This window comes from Pseudoalteromonas sp. H103 (assembly GCF_001469205.1).
Classification (GTDB): domain Bacteria; phylum Pseudomonadota; class Gammaproteobacteria; order Enterobacterales; family Alteromonadaceae; genus Pseudoalteromonas; species Pseudoalteromonas carrageenovora.
On the sequence record NZ_LOFG01000001.1, the window covers coordinates 332,023 to 355,101 of the forward strand.

Consider the following 23,079-nt stretch of genomic DNA (forward strand, 5'->3'; position numbering starts at 1 on the left):
CGCATTAAAAGGCCCGTTTTTTAAACGGGCTTTTTTACGCGCTAATTTTAGTTCTTAGCTTTTAATTTTTAATGTTTAGTTTTTGGCTCTAACTCAGTCAGCAGCCCTTTTACAAGGCTTACGCTGCCAAACAGCAAAATAAACGTAAAAGGGAGCGCGGCAATAATAGTTATATACTGCAGTGCCTGAATAGACTCAGTACCGCCAATCCACAGCATTAGCATTGCAATTATGCCGGCAATGTTAGCCCATACTAGCTTTTGCTTTATTGGCACTTCAAGCTTCCCGCCTGATGTAAGGCTGTCAATTACTATAGAGCCAGAATCAAGTGTGGTTACAAAGAATATAATTATTAATGCTACAGCTAAAAGTGAAAGCGCGGTACCAAAAGAGTACGCATCAAGCATATAAAATAAGCTAAGTGACACATCGGTAATACCTTTATCAGCACCGAGTACGCCAATTTCATTTATAACTTGATCAATAGCTACACCACCAAACACCGACATCCACGCAGTGGTTACTAAAGTGGGGATAAGAAGTACATATACTAAAAATTCGCGTATGGTACGCCCTTTAGAAATGCGCGCTACAAACATACCAAAACACGGAGCATAAGCCACCCACCAAGCCCAATAGAACACAGTCCAACCGTGAAGCCACTGCGTATCTTCTCGACCGGTGCTAGAACTCAGCGGAATAATATTTTTTACGTAGCCTATTACTGCTGTGTAGGCTGAATCAAGTACAGTGGTAAAGTTTAAAATAAATACAAGTGCTAAAAACACAATAGCAATGCCCATATTTATATTACTGAGTAATTTAACGCCGCCATCCATGCCACGCACAATAGATAAAATAGCTAGGCCCATTATTAGTAAAATAATACCTTGTTGTAATAATAATGAATTTTCGAACCCTAAAACATGGCTTATGCCACTAGCCGCTTGCGAGCCTCCTAGGCCTAGCGATGTAGCAAGACCAAAAAGAGTTACTAATACGGCCATTACATCTATAACATCACCGAGCTTGCCCCATACTCTATCGCCAAAAAGAGGGTAAAACACTGAGCGCATAGAAAGCGGTAAACCTTTGTTATAAACAAAGTACGCTAGGCATAATGCGGTCATGCCATAAATAGCCCATGCATGCAGACCCCAGTGAAATACCGTTGCCCCTAAGGCCATCTCTCGGCCTTGTTCAGTAAAGGGCTCAGCATTTAGCGGTGTACCAAACCAGTTAGTGTAAAACGCGGTAGGCTCAGCCACACCCCAAAAAATAAGGCCAATACCCATACCTGCTGCAAACAGCATAGAGATCCAAGAAAGGGTAGAGTATTCCGTCTTTGCTTTATCGCCTCCTAATCTAATTTTACCAAGCGGTGAAGCTGCTATGCCTATTGCAAATAGTAGGAGTATGTTTGCGCCCCACATAAATACGTAGTCAAAGTTTGTTAAAGCTGCATTTTTTATGGTGTTAATAGCGTCTTTAGCTTCGCTAGGTGAGAGGGCAAGTAGAGTAATAATAAATAGTAGAGATAACCCAATAGAAACGGAAAACACATTACTATGAATATCCATGCCCCATTTACTAACATTATCTTGACCTACTTGATAATCGGTTGAGTCGATACTGTATTTTTTTGATTTAAACTTCATATAAGATGGCGTGACTACAGGCAAAAGCCAATAGTAAAGCTCCTCCATATTTGCATTGTGTATGATCCACGTAAATAAGATACATGATGAAATATGTAATTAGGTGATAAGGCGCGGATCCTCTAAGACAAAAAGTGTATCATAATTGATGCCAATGTTATTGATTTGTTTATGTGTTTAGCTCTGGCGCATTCTATGATTTGCAAAAATAAAAATGTGGTTGTTTTATGTTCTGTTTTTATTTTTATATTACTTATCACAACAAGTACGTAAAAATAATTGCAGTATAACGAGTTACTTTAATCTCAACATTACGTAATTTTAAGTGGCTACAAACAGCTAATTAGCATGCTATTTCATCGTTTTGTATGTTTTAAAAGCAGTTAAACTAAAAAAGTGATTTTTTACTTTACCTTTTCTCAAAGGTCTCTATAATTCGTCGACATTGCAGGGGCGTAGTTCCAATTGGTAGAACAGCGGTCTCCAAAACCGACGGTTGGGAGTTCGAATCTCTCCGCCCCTGCCATTTCTTCTTTACATCGTTTTTATTACTTCATATATTGTTCAAGTGTTTAATCTACTGAGTTGTTATGCATCCACGTTACGCAGCTATTTTTGGTATAGAAAACCTCGAACTAAATCAGCATTATCGTCCAAAAAATACTAATTCTTCGTCAGCGCCTATACAAAGCACTGAGGCTGAGCCTTTAACACTTAATAAGCAGTTATTTACTGATATAAAGCTAAGTGTTCAACCTATGGTCATTAATAGTGTTTTAAAAGGCAGTGAAATGCAGTTAACCGATGATAAGCTTATATTGCCAACCCAACAGCTCAGTGCAAATGATAAACGCGCTTTATGGGCCTTAATGAGTAAACACCTTGATAACCTTTAAAGAAGTAGATGAAAGCGCTATTGAGCAATTAATGGCAATTGAGACAGCATGCCATAGCCACCCTTGGACACTTAAAACAATGAGTTCATGTATGGGGGGGCGTTACTTTAACTTAGCGGCGTTTAATAAAAACACGTTAGTGGGTTTTTATATTGGTGAAAAAGCGGGGCCTGATTTTACACTTATGGATATTTGTGTAACGCCAAGCGAGCAAGGTAAGGGCATTGCTAAGCAGTTGCTTCGTCAGTTTATTGAATATGGCGAACAGCAAAACGCAGAAAACTTATTTTTAGAAGTCAGAGAGTCAAATACTCGCGCAATTGCCTTATACGAGCGTGCTGGCTTTATAGAAATGTCGGTGCGTAAGAACTATTACCCAAGTGATAACCCTGCTAAAAATGGCTTTGAAGATGCTATTTTAATGGGTATGGCTTTGAGCTTAGGTTTTTCGTAGCCAACAACGCTTCTCAAACCTATTTAACTTACTTTATCTTGTATAGCTTGCTCAATAGCGTTTATTAAATCACTTACTAACTCATCTCTGGGTACTTTATTATTACTTTTTAGGTTTTCTTCAAGTGCAGCTGCACTGTGATAAATTTCGTCAAAGTTAAAACACCCTGAACTACCTTTTATACTATGCGCTATTGTTCTTAATGCTTCCCAATCATCTGTGTATTGTAAAGCTTTAACCTCTTCAAGATGAGCGGGTAAATTAGCTAAGTAGTTGTCAGCAATCTGCTGAAATTTCTCACTTTTTAATAAGCTATCCCATTTATTTTGATTATCTTTTTCAAGATTTAGGTAACTTACTAGTACGTTTTCTAGGGCGTCTTTGTCTATAGGTTTAGCAAGTGCTTTATCGCAACCAGCCTCTAGGTAAGTGCCTATGTCATGGTTCATTACATTAGCTGTAAGTGCAATAATAGGGCCGTCGTAAGCAGCATGGCGCAGCATCTTAGTGGCTTCTAAACCGCCCATTACCGGCATTTGCATGTCCATAATAATAAGCTGGTAGTCGTTAACTAGAGCCATTTCTACCGCTTGAGCTCCATTATTAGCTATATCGGGCTCAAGGCCCCAAGTTTGTAGTAGCAGTTTAATTAATAATTGGTTATCTGGGTTATCTTCCGCAACTAAAATATTGGCGTCAAAGCTGTTTGTAGCAAACGATAAAAACGGGTCTTTTTCTGGCACTAGTTGGCTTTGTTGAGTTAAAAACTCAAGCATTGGTTGATCGTCAGAGAGTTTACACGCCACGGTGATTGTAAAGCGGCTACCAACGCCCACCTCGCTTTCAAGCGTTACATCGCCGCCAAGTAGCTGCGCTAAGTTTTTAGAAATACATAAGCCTAACCCAGTGCCGCCAAATCGACGGGTCGTCGTGGCATCAGCTTGTTCAAACGGTTTAAATACTCGCTCTATTTGATGCTCAGACATACCAATACCGGTGTCGTTAATTACAAACTCAAGCTTTTGGCTAGCTTCTAAATAGTGCACACAAATAGATACGTTACCTTGCTCGGTAAATTTAACCGCGTTATTAGCAATGTTTATAAGTATTTGCTTTAAGCGAGTTACATCGCTGTAAATGGTACGTGGAAGTGGCAGATCGTATTTTACGTTTAGCGTTAGTTGTTTTTCTTGTGCTAAAGGCTCAATTATCGATTCAATGTCGTGCACTAGCTGCACTACATTTAATGCCGACTGATCAACAGCGAGCTTTTCAGCTTCAATTTTAGATAAATCAAGTATGTTATTTATAAGCTCTAATAGATGTTTTGAGTTTCGTAAAATAGTACTTAAATGCTGTTTATCGTTAGCTACTTTATCGTTATGTAATAGCTGCTCTGTAAAGCCCATAATAGCCGTAAGCGGAGTGCGTATTTCATGACTCATATTCGCTAAAAAGCGACTTTTAAGTTGGTTTGCTTGTTCGGCTTGCCCAATAGCAAGCTCTAATTGACTATTCATTGCCTCAAGCGCTTTAGTACGGCTTTCTACCTTGTCTTCAAGATGATGTTTATATTCTTCAAGCTGCTGCTGGTAATGCCTAATTTGATTAACCATGTGGTTAAAGTCGTTAAACAGTACGCCTACTTCATCGTTGGTATGAGCAGGTAAATGCACTGATAAATCACCGTCACCTACGCGGTGGCTGGCAGCACCTAATAGCTCAATAGGGTTAAGTAATAAGTTACGTACTACTACAAAAATTAAAATAGGTAGGGTAATCACCGATATAATAACGATTAAGCCGGTAATAAGGCTTATGGCTTTACCCGATTGGTAAAGTACGCCTTTAGGAATAGTAGAAACATAATAATAACCACCGGGCATTTGCACGGCAAAAATCATTCGCTCAATTTTATCAATGCTTGAAAGCTCAATAGTCGAAAGCATACCAATATCGGCCAAGCTGTGTACCTGATTAAGCTCGTACTCACTAATATATTGACCGCGCATGTTGTAGTCGGAGCTAAATAAAATCTTACCGTCTTTGGTAAGCATTAAATTAAGGGTGTTGTTATATGGGGCTTCTAAAATACTAGTATTAAGTATTGAAGGCTCTACATGTATAACAATAAAACCAAGTTGTTGTGGGCGTTTTAAATAGTAATCAACACTATAAATTCGCTGTATAAAATACAAACTTGTGGTGCCATCGTCCTTTTGAATCATAAACTGCTGTTTACTTAAATTACTTTGCAGCACTTTATTAAAAAAAGGGTAACTTTTAGGCGCAGTGGTTAAGTTATTAGAGTAATACGCATCACTTTTTCCACTGGCAGAAACTAAATTAATACTAATAATGTCTGGATAGGCTTCGCTGTAGCTGGCAAATACATCCATTAAAGCGCCAAGTCTGCGGGTATGATCGCCGTTAGCTCTAATGTCATTTGTTAAAAAATCACTGAGTACTGGCGAGGTAGAAAGTAGCTTTGCTGTCGAGTGAAAAGAGTCAATGTAGTTAAATATTTTTTGCTGTTGCTGTTCAACAAAACGGCTCATTATTAAATCAGCTTGTTTTTGTGTTGAATTAGTTACATTGGTGAGCGTAAAGCCACCTAAAAAGAGCAAAGGTAAAATAACTAAAGGTGTTATATACCACAATAACCTGATACTTAACTTACTGGTTTTCATGACCAAACTACTTATCCTCCGTGCAATCTATCAATAATATGCGTTACGACTTTATTACACAAGCTTATAGCTGTCTTGATGGCTGAAATATAATCAGCTATAAAAGTTGGTTGCTTAATATATGGACTGTTTTATTTGTCGTAACATACTGAAAGTAAGTTATTAAATTAAAAATTCATAGCCAGCATTAGCTCAAATATTAATTAAAAAATGTTTAAATTATTACCTTTCACTTATTTTTAATCGTTCTCAAGTTGAATTAGCCATATCGGTTTCTTACAAAGCCAAGATATTTTTGAGTTAGATAGCACACTTTTATACCGACTCCTGTTACAATTGCCACTATTAAAAAATTAGCTATATGGCGTTAATTGTTGTCAATTTATTCATATTAAATTGCTCAAAGCCCAGTTAATAACGATCAACTTAACGGGTTGCCTTGCATACACCTAATGTTATGCATGTAACTTGGCATCAAACTAAAAGAACTTATTAATGGCAGACCAGAATATTATCAACGAAATTAGCAAGCGAAGGACTTTTGCAATCATATCGCACCCGGATGCTGGTAAAACCACCATCACCGAAAAAGTACTTTTGTTCGGACAAGCGATTCAAAAAGCCGGAACGGTAAAAGGCCGTGGCTCTAATCAGCATGCAAAGTCTGACTGGATGGAAATGGAAAAGGAGCGTGGTATATCGGTTACTACCTCTGTAATGCAATTTCCGTATAACAAAGCGCTGGTTAATTTACTTGATACCCCTGGACACGAAGACTTCTCAGAAGATACTTATCGTACTCTTACCGCAGTAGATTCGTGCTTAATGGTTATTGATGCCGCAAAAGGTGTAGAAGAACGTACTCGTAAGCTTATGGAAGTTACGCGCCTACGTACTACCCCTATTGTTACCTTTATGAATAAGTGTGACCGTGATATTCGTGACCCAATGGAGCTACTCGATGAAGTAGAAACAGAGCTAAACATTGCCTGTGCGCCTATTACGTGGCCAATTGGTTGTGGTAAAGAGTTTAAAGGTGTTTACCACATTCATAACGACGAAGCGGTTTTATACAAAACAGGCCAAGGTCATACTATTCAAGAAGTACGTACTGTAAAAGGCCTTGATAACCCAGAGCTTGATACCGCCATTGGTGAAGAACTAGCTGAGCAACTACGTGAAGAGCTTGAACTTGTAATTGGTGCTTCAAACGAGTTTGATCTTGAACTATTTTTAGCGGGTGAACTTTCGCCAGTGTACTTTGGTACCGCCCTTGGTAACTTTGGTGTTGACCACGTACTTGATGGTTTAACGCAGTGGGCGCCTACGCCATTACCACGTGAAACAGAAGACCGCCAAGTAGTTGCATCAGAAGAAAACTTTACTGGTTTTGTATTTAAAATACAGGCCAACATGGACCCTAAACACCGTGACCGTATTGCCTTTATGCGTATTGTGTCGGGTAAATACAGCCAAGGCATGAAAATGAACCATGTACGCCTTGGTAAACAGGTAAGTATTTCTGATGCGGTAACGTTCATGGCGGGCGATCGTGAGCGTGCAGCAGATGCATTCGCAGGTGACATTATAGGCCTACATAACCACGGTACCATTCAAATTGGTGATACCTTTACGCAAGGCGAAAAGCTTAAGTTTAGCGGTATTCCTAACTTTGCGCCTGAGCTGTTTCGTCGTATTCGTTTGCGCGATCCGCTTAAACAAAAGCAGTTATTAAAAGGCCTAGTACAACTTTCTGAAGAAGGTGCAGTACAAGTATTTAGACCGCTTATTAATAACGACTTAATTGTAGGCGCGGTAGGTGTACTACAGTTTGACGTGGTGGTAGCGCGTTTAAAAGCTGAGTACAACGTAGATGCTATTTACGAAGGTGTAAACGTCAATACAGCGCGCTGGGTAAGCAGTGATGACGTTAAAAAGTTTGAAGAGTTTAAACGTAAGTGCGAGAGCAACTTAGCACTGGATGGTGGCGATAATTTAACTTACATAGCACCGAGCCGTGTAAACCTTAATTTATCAACAGAGCGTTACCCAGAAGTAACCTTTAACCATACGCGCGAAAACTAGAATCAACTGACTACAGTTAACTGAAAGCCTGCTAAGGCGGGCTTACAAAGGTAAATAATATAATGAACATTCGTACTATTTTAGTAGAAAAAGCCATTGCAGCTATGACCGCAGCAGGCCTACCTGAAGATACAAACCCAGCGGTTACACAAAGCACACGCCCACAGTTTGGTGATTACCAAATTAATGGTGCAATGGGCGCCGCTAAAAAAATGAAAAGTAATCCACGTGAGCTTGCGCAAAAAATTATTGATCAGCTAGATGTAAGCGATATTGCTGAAAAAACTGAGATTGCTGGCCCTGGTTTTATTAATATTCATTTAAAGCCTGAGTTTTTAGCCAAAAGCGTAGAAGCGGCTAACAGCGATGCAAAACTTGCCGTTAACGAGCACACTAAGCCACAAACAGTCGTGGTAGATTACTCATCGCCTAACCTTGCAAAAGAAATGCACGTAGGTCATTTACGCTCAACCATTATTGGTGATGCCATTGTACGCGCCCTTGAATTTAGAGGCGATAAAGTAATTCGTCAAAACCACATGGGCGATTGGGGCACACAATTTGGTATGCTGATTGCGCATTTAGAAGATCAAATTAGCCAAGGCGTAGACTTAGAGTCGGTAGCGCTTGCTGATTTAGAAACGTTTTACCGCGACGCTAAAAAACGCTTTGACGATGAAGAAGGTTTTGCAGATAAAGCCCGTGATTACGTCGTTAAACTACAAGGCGGCGATGCGCACTGTGAAAAACTATGGAAGCTATTTATAGCAACCTCTGTTAAGCACTCTGAAGAAGTTTACAAACGCCTAAATGTAACGCTTACTCAAGCTGATATTATGGCTGAAAGTGCTTACAACAGTGAGCTTAACGATATTATTAGCTTATTAAAAGATAAAAACATTGCTGTAGAGTCGCAAGGCGCACAAGTAGTATTTTTAGATGAGCTTGCAAATAAAGACGGTGAGCCATCTGCGTTTATCGTGCAAAAGTCAGGCGGTGGCTTTTTATATGCAACCACTGATTTAGCCGCGTGTGATTACCGCTCAAATAAATTGGGTGCTGAACGTATTTTAATATTTGTTGATGCACGCCAGAGCCTTCACTTTAACCAAGTAGAGCTTACAGCTCGTAAAGCAGGCCTTTTACGCGATGAAACAAGCTACGAGTTTTGCCCGTTTGGCACCATGATGGGCGCTGATGGTAAACCATTTAAAACCCGTACAGGTGGCACTGTTAAACTTGCTGATTTACTTGAAGAGTCAATTAGCCGTGCAGCAGCAAAATTAGCAGAGCGTGAATCTGACTTATCGGATCATGATCGCAGCGAAATTGCTCGTAAAGTAGGTATTGGCGCAGTTAAATATGCTGATCTTTCTAAGCACCGTACCAGCGATTACATATTCAACTGGGACAGCATGCTAAGCTTTGAAGGCGCTACAGCACCTTACTTACAATATGCTTATACTCGCGTGCGTAGTATTTTCCGTAAATCAGGAGTAAATGCCGCTACGCTAAATGCTGATGTAGCCATAGCTGAGCCGCAAGAAAAAGCACTCGCACTTAAACTGCTACAGCTTGAAGAAGTGCTTGATTTAATGATCAATGAGGCCACTCCGCACGTATTATGTGGTTACTTATACGAGCTAGCTAGCTTATACATGACATTCTACGAAGCCTGCCCAGTACTTAAAGAAGGAGTAGAGCCAAACGTACGTGACAGCCGTTTAGTGCTATGTAATTTGGTTTCTAAAACACTAGAAACAGGATTGGATTTGTTAGGCATTGAAGTCATGGAGCAAATGTAATCACCGTCGTATTTTAACCTAATACTGCGTTATCCACCCCGACTTACCCTAATCACATACACACCGTATGCTCATAGGGATAAGTAGGGGTGAATGCCTTGTCTTAGGCTAAACTACTTAGGTGAACGTCTGCTTCGTGTAGTTCGCTTTAGCTGCGTTGGTAAAATTATTTAGCCTAAGTCACATACAAACCGTATGCTCCTTGGCATAAATAGTTTTACCGCCTTGCTAGCACTCCTACACTTGCAGATGATTTTAGGCTTTACTTGACGAACTTTTGTAAGTTAATCAATTTTGTAGCTGATAGCTGATAGCTGATAGCTGATAGCTGATAGCTGATAGCTGATAGCTGATAGCTGATAGCTGATAGCACCGTAGGTTGGGTTGAGTGAAACGAAACCCAACATTAACCAAGCACTAACCCAAAATATAAAATTGTTCTTATTACTGATTACTATTGATTGCCTGACCTTAACTTAACTTACCCACATACGCTTTAATAAACAGAGAAGGATTTGTTTATGAAACTCGAAGATATCCGCCGTGAATACCTGCAAGACGCGCTAAGCGAAGATAACTTGCAAGATGATCCATTCAAACAATTTGAAACGTGGCTTGAGCATGCTGTGGGCAGTAATGTGCCTGATCCAACGGCAATGGTTGTGGCAACGGTTGATGAAACCGGGCAACCTTCACAGCGTATTGTATTGTTAAAACATTTAGATGATAACGGGTTTGTATTTTTTACTAATACCGGCTCACGCAAAGCGCAAGAGCTAAAAGGCAATAACAAAATATCGCTGCACTTTCCATGGCACCATATGGAACGCCAAGTGATTGTGTACGGTGAGGCAAAACCATTGCCTACATCTGCCGTGGCAAAATACTTTTTATCACGCCCTAAAGAAAGCCAATTAGCGGCCTGGGCTTCAGCGCAAAGTAGGCCCGTGTCGTCGCGAAAAGTGCTTATGGAAACCTTTGCTAATATGAAGAGCAAGTTTGCCAAAGGTGAAATCCCATTGCCTGACTTTTGGGGCGGCTATTGCGTAGTGCCTACTAAAATAGAGTTTTGGCAAGGTGGCGCACACCGTTTACATGACCGCTTTATGTACCAGCGCCAGGATGATAATAGCTGGCAAGTTACACGTTTAAACCCTTAAACGGTTTACGCTGTGAAGTTTATAGATTCCCACTGCCATCTCGACTTTAGTGAATTTGACGCAGAGCGTGAATCACTTATAAAAGCATGTGTCGCAAAGAGCGTTGAGCGCTTTATAGTGCCAGGCATTAGTTTGGTGCAATCTAAACAGTTAATTGAGTTTAAAAGCAAATACCCACAAGTGCATATAGCTGCAGGGCTCCACCCTTACTTTTTAGATGCTCATAAAGAACTTCACTTAGCGCAGCTGTTTGATTTTGCAAAAGCAAATATTAACCAGCTGGTGGCAATAGGTGAGTGTGGGCTCGATAGGAGTATTGGAAACCTTGAAAAGCAAACGTGGTTATTTGAGAAACAAATTACCCTTGCTAATGAGCTGAATTTACCGCTTATTGTCCACCATCGGCAAAGCCATGATTTAATTGCGCAATCGTTTAAACGCTGCAAGCCAAAATGTGGTGGTGTAATACATGCGTTTTCGGGGTCACTACAGCAAGCGCACTATTATATTAAACAGGGCTTTAAATTAGGTGTAGGTGGGGTTATAACTTATGAGCGAGCAGCAAAAACTCGTAATGTAATTGCTCAAATTGAGCCACAACATTTAGTGCTCGAAACTGATTCGCCTTCAATGCCACTGAGCGGTCATCAGGGAGAAATTAATACGCCGCTACACATTCCAAATGTGTTCAACGTATTATGTAGTTTAAAACAAAGTAGTGATAAAGAGGCGCTTGCTAAAGCGCTTTATGACTCTTGCTCAGAAGTTTTTTGCATATAACGACTCACCTGCCAGCGTTTTAAACCGCGTCCTAATTGCCATGTAAAAATACATGCAATAACTAGCATTAATAAAACTTGCCTACCTAAATCATGAAAATGATTGTGGCTGTCTGATATAGCTGCACGCGTTAAATACGTTACCGACACAAAACCAATAGGGCGATCATCATCGCTTATTACGGGTTCCATAAAAGGTGTTTTTAGCTTGCTAATTCCTGGGGTGGAGTCAGGTAGTTGACCAAAAATATGGTGTGATTGCCAATTATCGCTACTGGCTATCAAAATACCTTGTTGATCGTAAATGGTCGCCGAAAGCACAAATTTATCTTTACTTATATCGTTACAAATAGCATTTAGCTGGGGTTTGTTTTTTTCAATAAGCGGGGTTTTAACGTTTAAAGCCATAAACTTAGTTAAGCTTTGTGCTGTGTTGTCGGCGCTGTCATATAATAACTGATGACTCTGAAAACTACTATTAACACCTACCCAGCTTAATAATACAAAACAGCCAGCCGCAAGTATTAAGCGTACGAGGCGTTTTCTTTGAGATGCGGATATAGGGTTTTTAATATGGTTATTTTTCATAGTCACCGTATATGCTACTGACAGCATTTTGATTTGATGTTACAACTACACTAACTATAACCTTAAACCCCACCTGATGGCGAATTTAGCGTTAATATTAGTTATTCAAGAAATGCCAAAAGTCAGGAAAATAAAAATAAACACGGAGACCCCATGTCGCAAACTAGCATGGCACAGCCAGCTGCTGAGCAGCCATTACAACACTTAACTTTAAATAAGTGGTTTACTTACAGTAGTGGCAATTTTATACCGGTTAATGATATTCCAGATAAAAAGTTAGGGTTATTTAGCATTGCATTTGCGGGTGATTTCGAACACATCCATGTAACACAAATTATTGAGTTTTTAGCTAAATATAATCAAACAGTAACGGCTGTATGTCAGTATCAACCAGATTTAGGCTTAGCGCCTGCGTTGTGTTTTTATGCACAAAATGCAGAGCAAGCAATAAACCCGTTAGCGCTTCAAGAGTTTTCAAGCTCGCTTGATTGCCAACTAGTGCAAGTAGCCACGCCTCCTAACTTATACGAGCCTGGTTTGCTTGTTATGGATATGGACTCAACGGCTATTACTATTGAATGTATTGATGAAATAGCGCGTTTAGCCAATGTTTATGATGAAGTTGCGTCGGTAACAGCGCTCGCCATGGCTGGCAAGCTTGATTTCAGCGAAAGTTTAAATCAGCGAGTAGCAAAACTTGCAGGGATTGAAAAAAGCTTAATTGAGGAGCTTAAAAGTGCGCTTCCTTTAATGCCGGGCATTAAAGCGTTGTGTCAAATTTTAAAGCAACACCACTGGTATTTAGCTATTGCGTCCGGTGGTTTTGTGCCTTTTGCAGAGCGTGTTCAGGAGCTAATTAATTTAGATGAAGTGCATGCTAATGTGCTGGAGTTTAAAGACGACAAGCTAACAGGTAAAGTACTTGGTACTATTGTGGATGCGCAGCAAAAAGCGGTGGTATTAAAGTCACTTCAACAAAAACTAGGCCTTGAAAAAGCACAAACGGTAGCAATTGGGGATGGTGCAAACGATTTAGTCATGATGGCTCAGGCTGGGCTTGGTGTTGCCGTACATGGCAAGCCTAAAGTAATTGAGCAAGCCCAAGCTGCTATATGCCAAGGTTCATTATTGCAGTTATTGTATATGCTAGCTATTCCGCTAAATGTAAAGCCAAACGCATAAGTAAAAGGTTAAACCGCTTAGCGTAAGCGGTTTAACCAAATTAATTTACGACGACCCATTTGTTCAACTTGTTCTTGTTTAAGCTCAAGATGACTTAAAGCTTCTTCAGTTATATCAACCATGTCGCCCACACCAGCAACAGCCCATAAGGCTTCTTCTAAATCTTTTGCTTTGTGCATGGCGTATTGGCTTACGTATTTTAGCTCGTTAGATAAGTAGTCGGTATCTGGGCGGCCCGTGCGTGAAATATAAAGTCGCATTACAAATATGAGCTCCGACTTAATACCTTTGCTTATTTGCTTATTAAAGCTGGTGTAATCTTCACCTAATACGCATTGGCTTACCACAGCATCTTCAATACTGCCCTTGCGCGGGTCAAAGTTAATAGCAAGTGTAAAAGCAAGTGGTGGGTCTTGTCGGCTGCGATCTTTAATATTAGGGGTGATCACATCAACTATTTGCTCTTGCGTTAAAATACTCGATAAGTCGGTTTTATTACTTAATAAGCCAAAGTTTTGTAAAATCACATGCATTGGACTTGCATATAAACCAAAGCCAATAGCACCTGTTTTAAAGTGCGCAGCCTCTTTGTGTAAGTAAAATGGGAATTGGCAAACACTTTTAGTGACCATATTTCTAAGAGCTGTAGAGAGGCCTTCTACTTTTGGTGCCTCTTCAGAAACTTTTAGCTTATCTTTATTCCCTTCTATTAACTGAGTAAAAAAGGTAACACCAGCATGAGGTAAATCAGCTACTCGATTAGCCTTTAAATTAATAGTAGTGAATGACTTACTAATTGCCATTACCTCATACTTTAACTCGCTGAGTTTATGTTTTTTTGTTATTTTCTGCAGCTCAGGAAAGGCTAGAAGTACAATATCACCTTTTTTAAATGTAACGGGCTGTTCGCACTCAAGCTGTAAGCCCATGACTGAAAAATCCCGTGTATATCCATCATATACAATTTCATTTACTGTAATACTGACTGGTGTTTTATATAAGTAGCGTTTGTGCGAGCGTAAGTTAACGTACTCAAGTGGCACTATGTCTAAATAGGGTGGCGATTTATGCTTAGCATGGCCAAAATGCTTGAGCTGGTTAACGAGTGCTTTGTCGTAAGAGAGCTGTTTGTAATCTTCTTGCTCAGCTTTATTGCCTATGCTTGTAAGTACAACCACGTATTTTACATCTTTAATAAGTCCTTTAACGCGTGGAGAAGGGGGCTTATTTAGTTTTTCAATATTAGAGCCGGCACTATTTGGTAGCGAAAGCGGAATAAAAGAGTCATCAGGGTGGCTTGGCATTATTTGTATTTTAAAACTTTGCCAGCTCTCTTTTTGGCTACCAAAACCTAAAAATAAATCTTTTAACTTAGGGTTGTTGTTTAACTCAGTTCTTGTTGCTGAGTAATAGTAAATCTTACCCGACGATACATGTGTAAACGTGTATAGGTAATCTTCTTTAACTGCTGTTATTTGCGTTAGAAGCTGCGTAACTCGTTGATGATTAAGTACGTTGTATAAACAAGGAACTTTTCTTTCATCGGTAAAGTATCGCTGAATAAAAATATTATTTTCGGTGGTTAAGCTTAAACTTGGGTAGAGCGTTTCGTCTTTTTTGCTTAAAAATACATATAAAGAGGTTACACGAGGAATATAATATTGCTCATAACCCTTAGAAACCACAGCATCAAGGGTGTTATCCAAATTTACTTTGTAGCGGCGTTTATTTCCGTTTATAAAGCTGTCTAAAAAGTCATCAAAAGCTTCGTTTTTTTCTATGTAGGTACGTTTTAAGCGAATGTGGTTATATTCACGAGATATATTTTCAACGGCAACAACTTCATATTGAATCCCGTTTTTTAAGCCTAGCTCAAAATCTTGCTCAAGCCCGACTAAACGCATGGCAAGTAGCTCGCCTTTTTTAATAGAGTAACGAGTACCTAGTTTTATTTTGCAGCCACTTAATGATATATCGGAGGTGCTAGCGGCAATGTTCTTTTTATCTTTATACTCAATAGTTACTTTTATCGAGTAGTTCATACGCTCTTCACGGCGGCTTTCGTATGAGGCGAATTTAATTACCTCAGTACTTAATTTATTCTCAAATTCTTGAAGTTCTGATTGCTCAGCTGCTTGCTTTTGCAAAACGCGGTGGTTATTTTCGGTATTCATAACCGCTTCGTATACAGCTAATGTGTATCCACCATGTTGTTCGAGGGCTTTTTCAAATACTTCAATGGCAGTGTCGTCCATAAAGTGCTGCTTGCCATTGTGCTCATAAGGCTTTACTTGTCCGGTGACTAAACCGCGTAAATCAACAAAGCGAGCCACAGGCTGAGAAAGGCGCGACATTTCCATTTTCATCAAAAATTGCTCGGGCTTAGTTAAGCTTGCCGTTTTTGATTTGAAAATTAGGTCAAATTTTGCGTTACCTAAATATGTTTTAAGCTCGTTTACGAGGTCTTCGTATTTGAGCAATATGTCTTCAGCCATTTATAAAACCATCACCGTCTAATTGAAAAAGTAGGTATACTATTAAGTCCATTTATTTGAAGATTTAATAAACGTGAATCGCTCTATGTTATTAATATAGGTACGATTTTTTTGAATAACTACCGTTTAGCTCTTGTTATTATGTGTTATGTGCCATTTTGTTGGCAAGTCACATTAAATATTATCAAAGCAAAAAGTATGCCCTAAATTGTAGCGAAAAAAAACAGGGTTTGTATTTAAAGATTGTGCCGTTAGATCGCACAACAGGCAAGAGTATGTTGCTAAGTAAAAGTTTTAAATGGCAAAATGAGCACTCAATAGTCGATATTTTTAAAATTAAAGAAAAAGTAGGTAAGGTTATAAATGGCTAAAGCGGCAAAAGTAGAATTTGTTTGTACCGAATGTGGCATGAACTATCAACGTTGGCAGGGTCAATGTCGCTGCGGCGCATGGAACACACTAGCAGAGTTTAAACCCTCAGCAGGGCAAAGCAAAAAAGCAGCAGTAAGAGCGACTGTTGGAGGCTATGCCGGTGGTGTTGGCGGTGGTTCTAAAAAAATAAATGATATTGCCACAGCAGAAGCCGAAAAACAGTTAACTGAAATTGGCGAGTTAGACCGAGTATTAAGCGGCGGCGTTACTACCGGCTCAGTTAATATTATTTCGGGTGACCCTGGAGCGGGTAAAACAACGCTTTTATCTGACTTAGTTGCCAGAATGTCTCAGCGTATGCCATCGCTTTACTGTACGGCAGAGGAGTCGTTGTCGCAGTTTAAAAACCGTGTAAACAGGTTAAAGCTTAATTACAACGCTGATGAACTTTACTTACTCTCAGAAACTAGTGTAGAAACTATTATTGAAGAACTTGATAAAAATAAAATTAAGTTTGCAGTAATTGACTCTATTCAAGCGGTCGTTACCGATACCGCCAACGGCAGCCCAGGTTCGCCTTCGCAAGTAAAAAGTGCTGCGCAAGCGCTTACACAATACTGTAAGCAAAATGATGTAACCATGTTTATTATTGCCCATGTAAATAAAAATAACGAAATAGCAGGGCCGCAAACATTAGTACATATCGTTGATGCGCTTTTGCATATAGATACTAACGATGGGCAGGTGCGAACGCTTAGGGCAAATAAAAACCGCTTTGGCGACATCGATACCGTAGGTATATTTAAAATGTGTGAGCGGGGTATGCTTAGCGTTGATAACCCAAGCGAGATTTTTTTATCGGGTTCAAGTACGGAATCGCCAGGGTCTACCATTACCTGTATTCGTAAAGGTAATCGTAACTTATTGCTAGAAATTCAATGCTTAACTACCGAAACCGAAGCTGAGTTCCCGCAGCGTGTATGCGTGGGTTTAAACATGAACCGTATAAAAATGCTCACTGGTATTTTACGTAAGCATACTAAAACTAAAATATTTCATGATACGTTTTTTAATATTGTGGGCGGTTTACGAATCGATGAAACTGAAACCTGTATTGATTTAGCACTCGTAACCGCATTACTTAGTAGCTTAAACGAATTTGTAGTACCGCGTACAACCTGCATTATGGGTGAGCTTAGCTTAAACGGCGACGTACGCCCAATCGACAGTGGTGTGCCGCGAGTTAAAGAGGCTGCGCAGCATGGTTTTACCGAAATATTTATTCCATTTCGTAATTACCATAAATCTATGGAAGGCTTAGGTGCTAAAATTACACCAGTAAAAACAGTGCATGAGCTGCTTAGTTTGATTAATTAACGCTTACAGGGATTGCCATGCAATGTTACTCTTGAGCCAACACAGTTTATACAAAGAACAGAATAAGGAAATAACATGAAAAAACTCGTAATAGCCATAGCCATTGTTGCAGCAGGTGTTGGTGGCATTAGCTACGCAAACTATGTAGCGACTCAAGAAGTACGTACTGAAGTAGATAAGCAACTTGCTTTAGTGAGCGATCAAACCGGCGCGACATTTAAATATGCGGGTTTATCGGCAAGTGTTATTTCTCAAAGTGTTGAAATCACTAACATGGAAGTAATTGGCCCAGAGGGCGAAAATGTAGCGCATATTCAAAGTATAGAAGTAACTGGTTACGAAACCGATAAAATATCGCCACATACATCGTTTGAAGTTAAAAGCTTTCAGTTCGATAAAGACTTTGTAGCAAAACTGCCAGCTGATACAAACGAAATGCTCGCCTCAGCAAGTTACGACTTAAGCTCATCGCTTGATTACGATGAGCAATCTGGCGATAGCGATGTTGTTTTAAAGCTCGATGCAAAAGATATTGTTAGTTTTAATATGGATGTAGGCCTTGCCAATTCTAAAGCATTAATGGACGCATCCCTTGCTATAAGCAAAGCGCAACAAGAAGCAGGTGACACGCCACTTACTTACGAGCAAGAGTTACAACAGCAAACCTTAGTGATGCAAGCTATGAGCAAGCTTGAGCCTCGTAATATTAATTTAGTACTTAATAACCAAGGCAAATTAAAAGAGCTGTTTGTGAGTGAGCTTGAAAAACAAGGTATGACGCTTGAGCAAATGCAAATGACGCTTCAGCAACAATTACAGCAAGCTCCCGTAACTGAAGAAATTGCACAATCGTTAACTGATTTTGCCAAAGGCTTAAACTCTTTAAGCGTATCGGCAAAATTGCCTGAAGGTAAAACCATGATGGAAGTAAACCAGCAAATAATGATGTTAGCTGGCCAGCCAGAAGAGCTAGTTAAATTTATTAACTTAGAAGTTAAAGGCGAATAATAGCGATAAGCTATACATTGTCAGCTTAATGCAAAAAAGCCGTACTTGATTAATCAAGTACGGCTTTTATTATTTCAGCTGATAGCTATTTTAGTGAAGAATACGCGCTCTAATTGTACCTTCTACTGCGCTTAGCTCTTTAAGTGCAACTTCTGATTGATCTGTATCTACGTCAATAACTACATAACCAATTGATTCATCAGTTTGTAAGTACTGAGCGGCAATGTTAATACCGTGCTGGGCAAACGCTTGGTTAATTTGCGTTAATACACCTGGGCGGTTGTGGTGCACGTGTAATAAACGGCTACGATTAGCAAGCTCTGGTAGTGATACTTCAGGGAAGTTAACAGCCGTAATTGTTGAGCCATTATCTGAGTATTTAGCTAATTTACCGGCTACTTCAATACCAATGTTTTCTTGCGCTTCTTGAGTTGAACCACCAATGTGCGGCGTTAGAATAACGTTGTCGAATTCACGCAGCGGCGATACAAATTCTTCTTCGTTAGATTTTGGTTCAACGGGGAATACATCAATAGCAGCGCCGCTTAGTTTTTTCTCGCTAAGTGCTTCTGCTAGTGCATCAATATCTACCACAGTACCGCGTGAAGCGTTGATTAAAATAGAGCCTTGCTTCATTACTGCAAGTTCAGCAGTGCCAATCAGGTTTTTAGTTTGCGGTGTTTCTGGAACGTGTAAGCTAATAATATCAGCACGTTGCAAAAGCTGCGTTAGGTTATGTACTTGCGTTGCGTTACCTAAAGATAGTTTATCTTCGATATCATAATACTCTACGTTCATACCTATGTTTTCAGCCATAATACCTAGTTGCGTACCAATGTGGCCGTAACCAATAATACCGAGCGTTTTACCACGGGCTTCAAATGAGCCGGTTGCTGTTTTTAACCAGCCGCCACGGTGCGCTGCTGCATTACGCTCTGGAATACCACGTAATAGCAATAGTATTTCGCCAAGTACAAGCTCTGCTACAGAGCGAGTGTTTGAAAACGGGGCATTAAATACCGCAATACCACGCTCACGTGCTGCGCTTAAATCTACTTGGTTTGTACCAATACAAAAACAACCAATGGCTACTAACTTTTCAGCCGACTCTAATACAGCTTGGTTAATATGAGTACGAGAACGAAGTCCTACAAAGTGCACATCTTTAATGCGCTCTTTAAGCTCGTCCTCAGGTAAGGATGTTTTTACGTAGTCGATGTTGCTGTAACCATTACGTTTAAGCGTTTCTACTGCGCTTTGGTGAACACCTTCAAGCAAGAGAATTTTAATTTTGTCTTTTGCTAACGATACCTTACTCATAACCTCATCCTATTTAATTTGAGGCCCATTTTTAGTGCCGATAATTACTTTATCAGCGCCGCGCATTGCAAATAGGCCGTTGGTAACTACGCCAACAATTGAATTAATCTGTGTTTCAAGTTGTTTGGCATTACTAATACTTAAATTGTGTACATCTAAAATAACGTTACCGTTATCTGTTACTACGCCTTGGCGGTACACAGGGTCACCACCAAGTTTTAATAATTCACGTGCAACGTAGCTGCGTGCCATTGGTATAACTTCTACCGGAAGCGGGAAGTCGCCCAATGTATCTATTAGTTTTGTGTCATCAACAATACACACAAACTGTTTTGCTACCGCTGCTACAATTTTTTCACGGGTAAGTGCTGCACCGCCGCCTTTGATCATTTCATTTTGGGCGTTAATTTCATCTGCACCATCTACGTATACATCAAGTACATCAATGTTATTTAGCTCAAACACTTCAATACCTAGCGCTTCTAGGCGCGCTGTTGAAGCTTCAGAGCTTGATACTGCACCCGTTATGGTGTCTTTTACTGTACCAAGGGCATCAATAAAATGATTTACGGTAGAGCCTGTACCAACACCAACAATAGTGTTTTCTTTAACAAACTCGAGTGCAGCCCATGCTGCTGCTTTTTTTAATTCGTCTTGCGTCATTGTCATGCTCATATATCAAATGTGTAGTGAGTGCTTATTACCATTGATAAATTTTATCAGGAGTAATAATAGTTTTAAGTGGTACATCCCACGATTCAATAGGCAGTGCGTCTACTTTTTGACAGCTATGTGCTAAGCCAATAAGTTGCGGTTTTTGCCAATTGCCTTGGTGAAGTTGTGCCAGTGTTTTATCGTAAAACCCACCTCCCATTCCTAACCGGTTACCTTGGTTATCAAATGCAACTAATGGCATAAGTAAGTAATCTAAATCAGTTAATGGGCATATTTGAGAGCAGTTCAGCTTAGGCTCCAAGATACCATAGCGATTTGCCTTCATGGGTGAGTTTTTTTCATAGCGCTGAAATAGCAATGTAGCGCCATTAAATGGGTGAATTACAGGAAGGTAAAGTGTGTGGTTTTGTTGCCATAATTCATTAATTAACAAAGAGGTATCTAGCTCGCCATCATTACTGAAATAAATGGCAATATGCTTCTTGTTAGGTGTTTTTTTGCTTTTTAGGTGTTGAGTAAAATTCACTTTTAACGATTGGGCCGCGATCGATTGCTGACTTTTTGGCAAGCTATTACGTATTTTACGTATTTGAGTTCTTATTTGTGCTCGTTTATTGCTCATTTAACTATTTAACCGCACCTAAAAAGAAAATAAATTTGGAAAACCTAAATAAACAGCAAGCAAAATCAGCAAAATAACGACGGTAGCTATTAATATATATAGAAACAAATTACTACGCTTTGCTGGTGTTGTTATTAGCTCTTCATCAAGCATTAAGTCGTCGTCTTGCCATTCATCTGTACTTTCATCAGGTGCTTTTAATTGGGCTTCAGGAAGACGTTGCTCTAGCTCTTCAAGTTTTTCTTCTAAGCGAATTAAGCTACTCGTAATGTAATCTAGTGCATCAAAAATTCTTTCATCGCGCTGGCTGCTTGGCATTTGTTGAGAGGGCGTTGGCGATGTACTTGCTTGTAGTTTACTTTTAATGCCGAGGCTCGCTAAGAGCTTGGCTTGTTTTAGCGCTTTATCTTTATTACTTGGCGCAAATAATGGTTTGCCCTTTAAAAAAAGAGCCACTTTTTCTTCTGACGTTTTTAGTTTAGTTGCTAAATTTACGCACGCTGTTTTGCTATCAACACCTTGTGCAAGTTCTACAAATATAACGCGAAAGTTGTCGGCCATTAAACTATCCCTAAAGCTTTTATAATAAAGTGAGTATATACCTAAAGTGCAAAAGAGTTCGAGATTGATTTTATTGTTATTTTGCAGACGCTCTATAAACAATATAGTTAAACGTTAGATATAAAAACGGCCCTAAAAAGGGCCGTTTATATTTTTGTACTGTGTTGGCTTAAAGGCCAGCAGCTGCGCGAAGTGCGTCTGCTTTATCTGTACGTTCCCAAGGGAATTCGTCGCGACCAAAGTGGCCGTAAGCCGCTGTAGGAAGGTAGATAGGGCGCTCTAAATCAAGCATTTGAATTAAGCCGTAAGGGCGTAGGTCAAAGTGTTCACGAATAAGCTCGATTAAACGGCTTTCTTCTAGCTTGCTTGTACCAAATGTTTCAACGCTGATAGAGGTAGGCTCTGCAACACCGATTGCGTAAGATACTTGTAACTCACACTTATCAGCAAGACCTGCAGCTACTACGTTTTTAGCAACGTAACGTGCAGCGTATGCAGCTGAGCGGTCAACTTTTGATGGATCTTTACCAGAGAAAGCACCACCACCATGACGCGCCATACCACCGTATGTATCAACAATGATTTTACGACCTGTTAAACCACAATCGCCCATTGGTCCGCCAATTACAAAACGACCTGTTGGGTTAATGAAAAATTTAGTCGCGCTTGTAATAAGCTCTGCAGGAAGTACCGGCTTGATGATAGTTTCCATCACCGCTTCTACTAAATCTTTTTGTGAAATGTCTTCGCTGTGCTGAGTAGAAAGTACTACAGCATCAATACCTACTGGCTTACCGTTTTCGTATGCAAATGTAACTTGAGATTTTGCATCTGGGCGTAACCAGTTAAGCTCACCGCTTTTACGTACTTGCGCTTGGCGCTGTACTAAACGGTGTGAGTAAGTAATTGGAGCTGGCATGAGTACTTCTGTTTCGTTACATGCGTAACCAAACATTAAGCCTTGATCGCCTGCGCCTTGTTCTTCTGGGCTAGTACGGTCAACACCTTGGTTAATATCAGGAGACTGTTTACCAATAGTGTTTAAAATTGCACACGAGTCTGCATCGAAACCCATGTCTGAGTGTGTGTAGCCAATTTCACGTACTGTTTTACGTGTAATTTCTTCAATATCAACCCATGCGCTAGTAGTGATTTCACCACCAACCATAACCATACCGGTTTTTACGTAAGTTTCGCACGCAACACGGGCATGAGAGTCTTGCTCTAGGATAGCATCAAGTACCGCATCAGAGATTTGATCGGCGATTTTATCCGGATGACCTTCAGAAACAGATTCAGAAGTAAATAAATGTTTTGCCATTGTATTTCTGCTCACAAATATTGCGCTTCAC

18 protein-coding genes and 1 tRNA gene are annotated in these 23,079 nt (G+C 39.9%); 10 read left to right on the forward strand and 9 right to left on the reverse strand.

What is annotated here, in order from left to right; all coding sequences use genetic code 11:
- Positions 1–68 precede the first annotated feature (68 nt).
- Complete coding sequence (locus ATS74_RS01560; RefSeq protein ID WP_058547518.1) at positions 69–1,658, reverse strand: BCCT family transporter; 1,590 nt, start codon at positions 1,656–1,658, stop codon at positions 69–71.
- Between the two features lie 449 nt (positions 1,659–2,107).
- Between ATS74_RS01560 and ATS74_RS01565 the strand changes: the two genes are divergently transcribed.
- The 3 genes from ATS74_RS01565 to rimI all read left to right on the forward strand — a co-directional run bounded on the left by ATS74_RS01565 (position 2,108) and on the right by rimI (position 3,008).
- A tRNA-Trp gene (locus tag ATS74_RS01565) sits at positions 2,108–2,184 on the forward strand.
- Positions 2,185–2,248: 64 nt separating this feature from the next.
- On the forward strand, positions 2,249–2,554 hold the full coding sequence (locus ATS74_RS01570) for a hypothetical protein (protein WP_058547185.1): 306 nt from the start codon (positions 2,249–2,251) through the stop codon (positions 2,552–2,554).
- Positions 2,541–3,008: a ribosomal protein S18-alanine N-acetyltransferase gene (rimI, locus tag ATS74_RS01575; RefSeq protein WP_058547186.1), complete on the forward strand. Its 468-nt coding sequence runs from the start codon at positions 2,541–2,543 to the stop codon at positions 3,006–3,008. The genes ATS74_RS01570 and rimI overlap by 14 nt, the downstream gene beginning before the upstream one ends.
- A 23-nt stretch (positions 3,009–3,031) precedes the next feature.
- Here the strand turns inward: rimI and ATS74_RS01580 are convergent, their stop codons facing one another.
- On the reverse strand, positions 3,032–5,698 hold the full coding sequence (locus ATS74_RS01580; protein WP_058547187.1) for an ATP-binding protein: 2,667 nt from the start codon (positions 5,696–5,698) through the stop codon (positions 3,032–3,034).
- A 495-nt stretch (positions 5,699–6,193) separates the two neighbouring features.
- Between ATS74_RS01580 and prfC the strand changes: the two genes are divergently transcribed.
- From prfC to ATS74_RS01600, 4 genes are all read left to right on the forward strand, one after another.
- Positions 6,194–7,783: a peptide chain release factor 3 gene (gene prfC / locus ATS74_RS01585; RefSeq protein ID WP_058547188.1), complete on the forward strand. Its 1,590-nt coding sequence runs from the start codon at positions 6,194–6,196 to the stop codon at positions 7,781–7,783.
- A 62-nt stretch (positions 7,784–7,845) separates the two neighbouring features.
- Positions 7,846–9,588, forward strand: coding sequence for an arginine--tRNA ligase (gene argS, locus ATS74_RS01590; protein ID WP_058547189.1), 1,743 nt, complete (start codon positions 7,846–7,848; stop codon positions 9,586–9,588).
- Between the two features lie 521 nt (positions 9,589–10,109).
- Positions 10,110–10,748 (forward strand): pyridoxamine 5'-phosphate oxidase, encoded by a 639-nt coding sequence (gene pdxH, locus ATS74_RS01595; RefSeq protein WP_058547190.1) that lies wholly within the window; start codon positions 10,110–10,112, stop codon positions 10,746–10,748.
- A 12-nt stretch (positions 10,749–10,760) separates the two neighbouring features.
- Positions 10,761–11,528 carry a TatD family hydrolase gene (locus ATS74_RS01600; RefSeq protein WP_058547191.1) on the forward strand — a complete coding sequence of 256 codons (768 nt, stop codon included), beginning with the start codon at positions 10,761–10,763 and terminating at the stop codon, positions 11,526–11,528.
- Here ATS74_RS01600 and ATS74_RS01605 read toward each other — a convergent pair.
- Complete coding sequence (locus tag ATS74_RS01605) at positions 11,495–12,115, reverse strand: AhpA/YtjB family protein (protein WP_058547519.1); 621 nt, start codon at positions 12,113–12,115, stop codon at positions 11,495–11,497. The genes ATS74_RS01600 and ATS74_RS01605 overlap by 34 nt on opposite strands.
- Before the next feature lie 153 nt (positions 12,116–12,268).
- Between ATS74_RS01605 and serB the strand changes: the two genes are divergently transcribed.
- Entirely contained in the window at positions 12,269–13,297 is a 1,029-nt protein-coding gene (gene serB / locus ATS74_RS01610; RefSeq protein ID WP_058547192.1) for a phosphoserine phosphatase SerB, read from the forward strand.
- 17 nt (positions 13,298–13,314) lie between these two features.
- Here serB and ATS74_RS01615 read toward each other — a convergent pair whose 3' ends face one another.
- Positions 13,315–15,792, reverse strand: a complete 2,478-nt coding sequence (locus ATS74_RS01615; protein ID WP_058547193.1) for a PilZ domain-containing protein — start codon at positions 15,790–15,792, stop codon at positions 13,315–13,317.
- Between the two features lie 363 nt (positions 15,793–16,155).
- Between ATS74_RS01615 and radA the strand changes: the two genes are divergently transcribed.
- The gene (gene radA / locus ATS74_RS01620; RefSeq protein ID WP_058547194.1) at positions 16,156–17,541 is read left to right on the forward strand and encodes a DNA repair protein RadA; all 1,386 of its coding nucleotides are present in this window, start codon (positions 16,156–16,158) and stop codon (positions 17,539–17,541) included.
- 75 nt (positions 17,542–17,616) lie between these two features.
- Entirely contained in the window at positions 17,617–18,549 is a 933-nt protein-coding gene (locus ATS74_RS01625) for a hypothetical protein (protein ID WP_058547195.1), read from the forward strand.
- A gap of 90 nt (positions 18,550–18,639) precedes the next feature.
- Here the strand turns inward: ATS74_RS01625 and serA are convergent, their stop codons facing one another.
- From serA to metK, 5 genes are all read right to left on the reverse strand, one after another.
- Positions 18,640–19,869, reverse strand: coding sequence for a phosphoglycerate dehydrogenase (gene serA / locus ATS74_RS01630; RefSeq protein ID WP_058547196.1), 1,230 nt, complete (start codon positions 19,867–19,869; stop codon positions 18,640–18,642).
- 9 nt (positions 19,870–19,878) lie between these two features.
- A complete protein-coding gene (gene rpiA / locus ATS74_RS01635; RefSeq protein ID WP_058547197.1) occupies positions 19,879–20,532 on the reverse strand; it encodes a ribose-5-phosphate isomerase RpiA in 654 nt (217 codons plus the stop codon).
- 37 nt (positions 20,533–20,569) lie between these two features.
- Positions 20,570–21,166, reverse strand: a complete 597-nt coding sequence (locus ATS74_RS01640; RefSeq protein WP_058547198.1) for a 5-formyltetrahydrofolate cyclo-ligase — start codon at positions 21,164–21,166, stop codon at positions 20,570–20,572.
- An 18-nt stretch (positions 21,167–21,184) separates the two neighbouring features.
- Positions 21,185–21,727 carry a hypothetical protein gene (locus ATS74_RS01645; RefSeq protein WP_058547199.1) on the reverse strand — a complete coding sequence of 181 codons (543 nt, stop codon included), beginning with the start codon at positions 21,725–21,727 and terminating at the stop codon, positions 21,185–21,187.
- 169 nt (positions 21,728–21,896) lie between these two features.
- Positions 21,897–23,048, reverse strand: coding sequence for a methionine adenosyltransferase (gene metK, locus ATS74_RS01650; protein WP_002958976.1), 1,152 nt, complete (start codon positions 23,046–23,048; stop codon positions 21,897–21,899).
- Positions 23,049–23,079 lie beyond the last annotated feature (31 nt).

Bases quoted from the DNA above. Each gene is read 5' to 3' on its own strand.
- ATS74_RS01560 (WP_058547518.1), bottom strand. From the start codon at position 1,658: ATGAAGTTTAAATCAAAAAAATACAGTATCGACTCAACCGATTATCAA.
- ATS74_RS01570 (WP_058547185.1), top strand. From the start codon at position 2,249: ATGCATCCACGTTACGCAGCTATTTTTGGTATAGAAAACCTCGAACTA.
- ATS74_RS01580 (WP_058547187.1), bottom strand. From the start codon at position 5,698: ATGAAAACCAGTAAGTTAAGTATCAGGTTATTGTGGTATATAACACCT.
- prfC (WP_058547188.1), top strand. From the start codon at position 6,194: ATGGCAGACCAGAATATTATCAACGAAATTAGCAAGCGAAGGACTTTT.
- argS (WP_058547189.1), top strand. From the start codon at position 7,846: ATGAACATTCGTACTATTTTAGTAGAAAAAGCCATTGCAGCTATGACC.
- pdxH (WP_058547190.1), top strand. From the start codon at position 10,110: ATGAAACTCGAAGATATCCGCCGTGAATACCTGCAAGACGCGCTAAGC.
- ATS74_RS01605 (WP_058547519.1), bottom strand. From the start codon at position 12,115: ATGAAAAATAACCATATTAAAAACCCTATATCCGCATCTCAAAGAAAA.
- serB (WP_058547192.1), top strand. From the start codon at position 12,269: ATGTCGCAAACTAGCATGGCACAGCCAGCTGCTGAGCAGCCATTACAA.
- ATS74_RS01615 (WP_058547193.1), bottom strand. From the start codon at position 15,792: ATGGCTGAAGACATATTGCTCAAATACGAAGACCTCGTAAACGAGCTT.
- radA (WP_058547194.1), top strand. From the start codon at position 16,156: ATGGCTAAAGCGGCAAAAGTAGAATTTGTTTGTACCGAATGTGGCATG.
- ATS74_RS01625 (WP_058547195.1), top strand. From the start codon at position 17,617: ATGAAAAAACTCGTAATAGCCATAGCCATTGTTGCAGCAGGTGTTGGT.
- serA (WP_058547196.1), bottom strand. From the start codon at position 19,869: ATGAGTAAGGTATCGTTAGCAAAAGACAAAATTAAAATTCTCTTGCTT.
- rpiA (WP_058547197.1), bottom strand. From the start codon at position 20,532: ATGACGCAAGACGAATTAAAAAAAGCAGCAGCATGGGCTGCACTCGAG.
- ATS74_RS01640 (WP_058547198.1), bottom strand. From the start codon at position 21,166: ATGAGCAATAAACGAGCACAAATAAGAACTCAAATACGTAAAATACGT.
- ATS74_RS01645 (WP_058547199.1), bottom strand. From the start codon at position 21,727: ATGGCCGACAACTTTCGCGTTATATTTGTAGAACTTGCACAAGGTGTT.
- metK (WP_002958976.1), bottom strand. From the start codon at position 23,048: ATGGCAAAACATTTATTTACTTCTGAATCTGTTTCTGAAGGTCATCCG.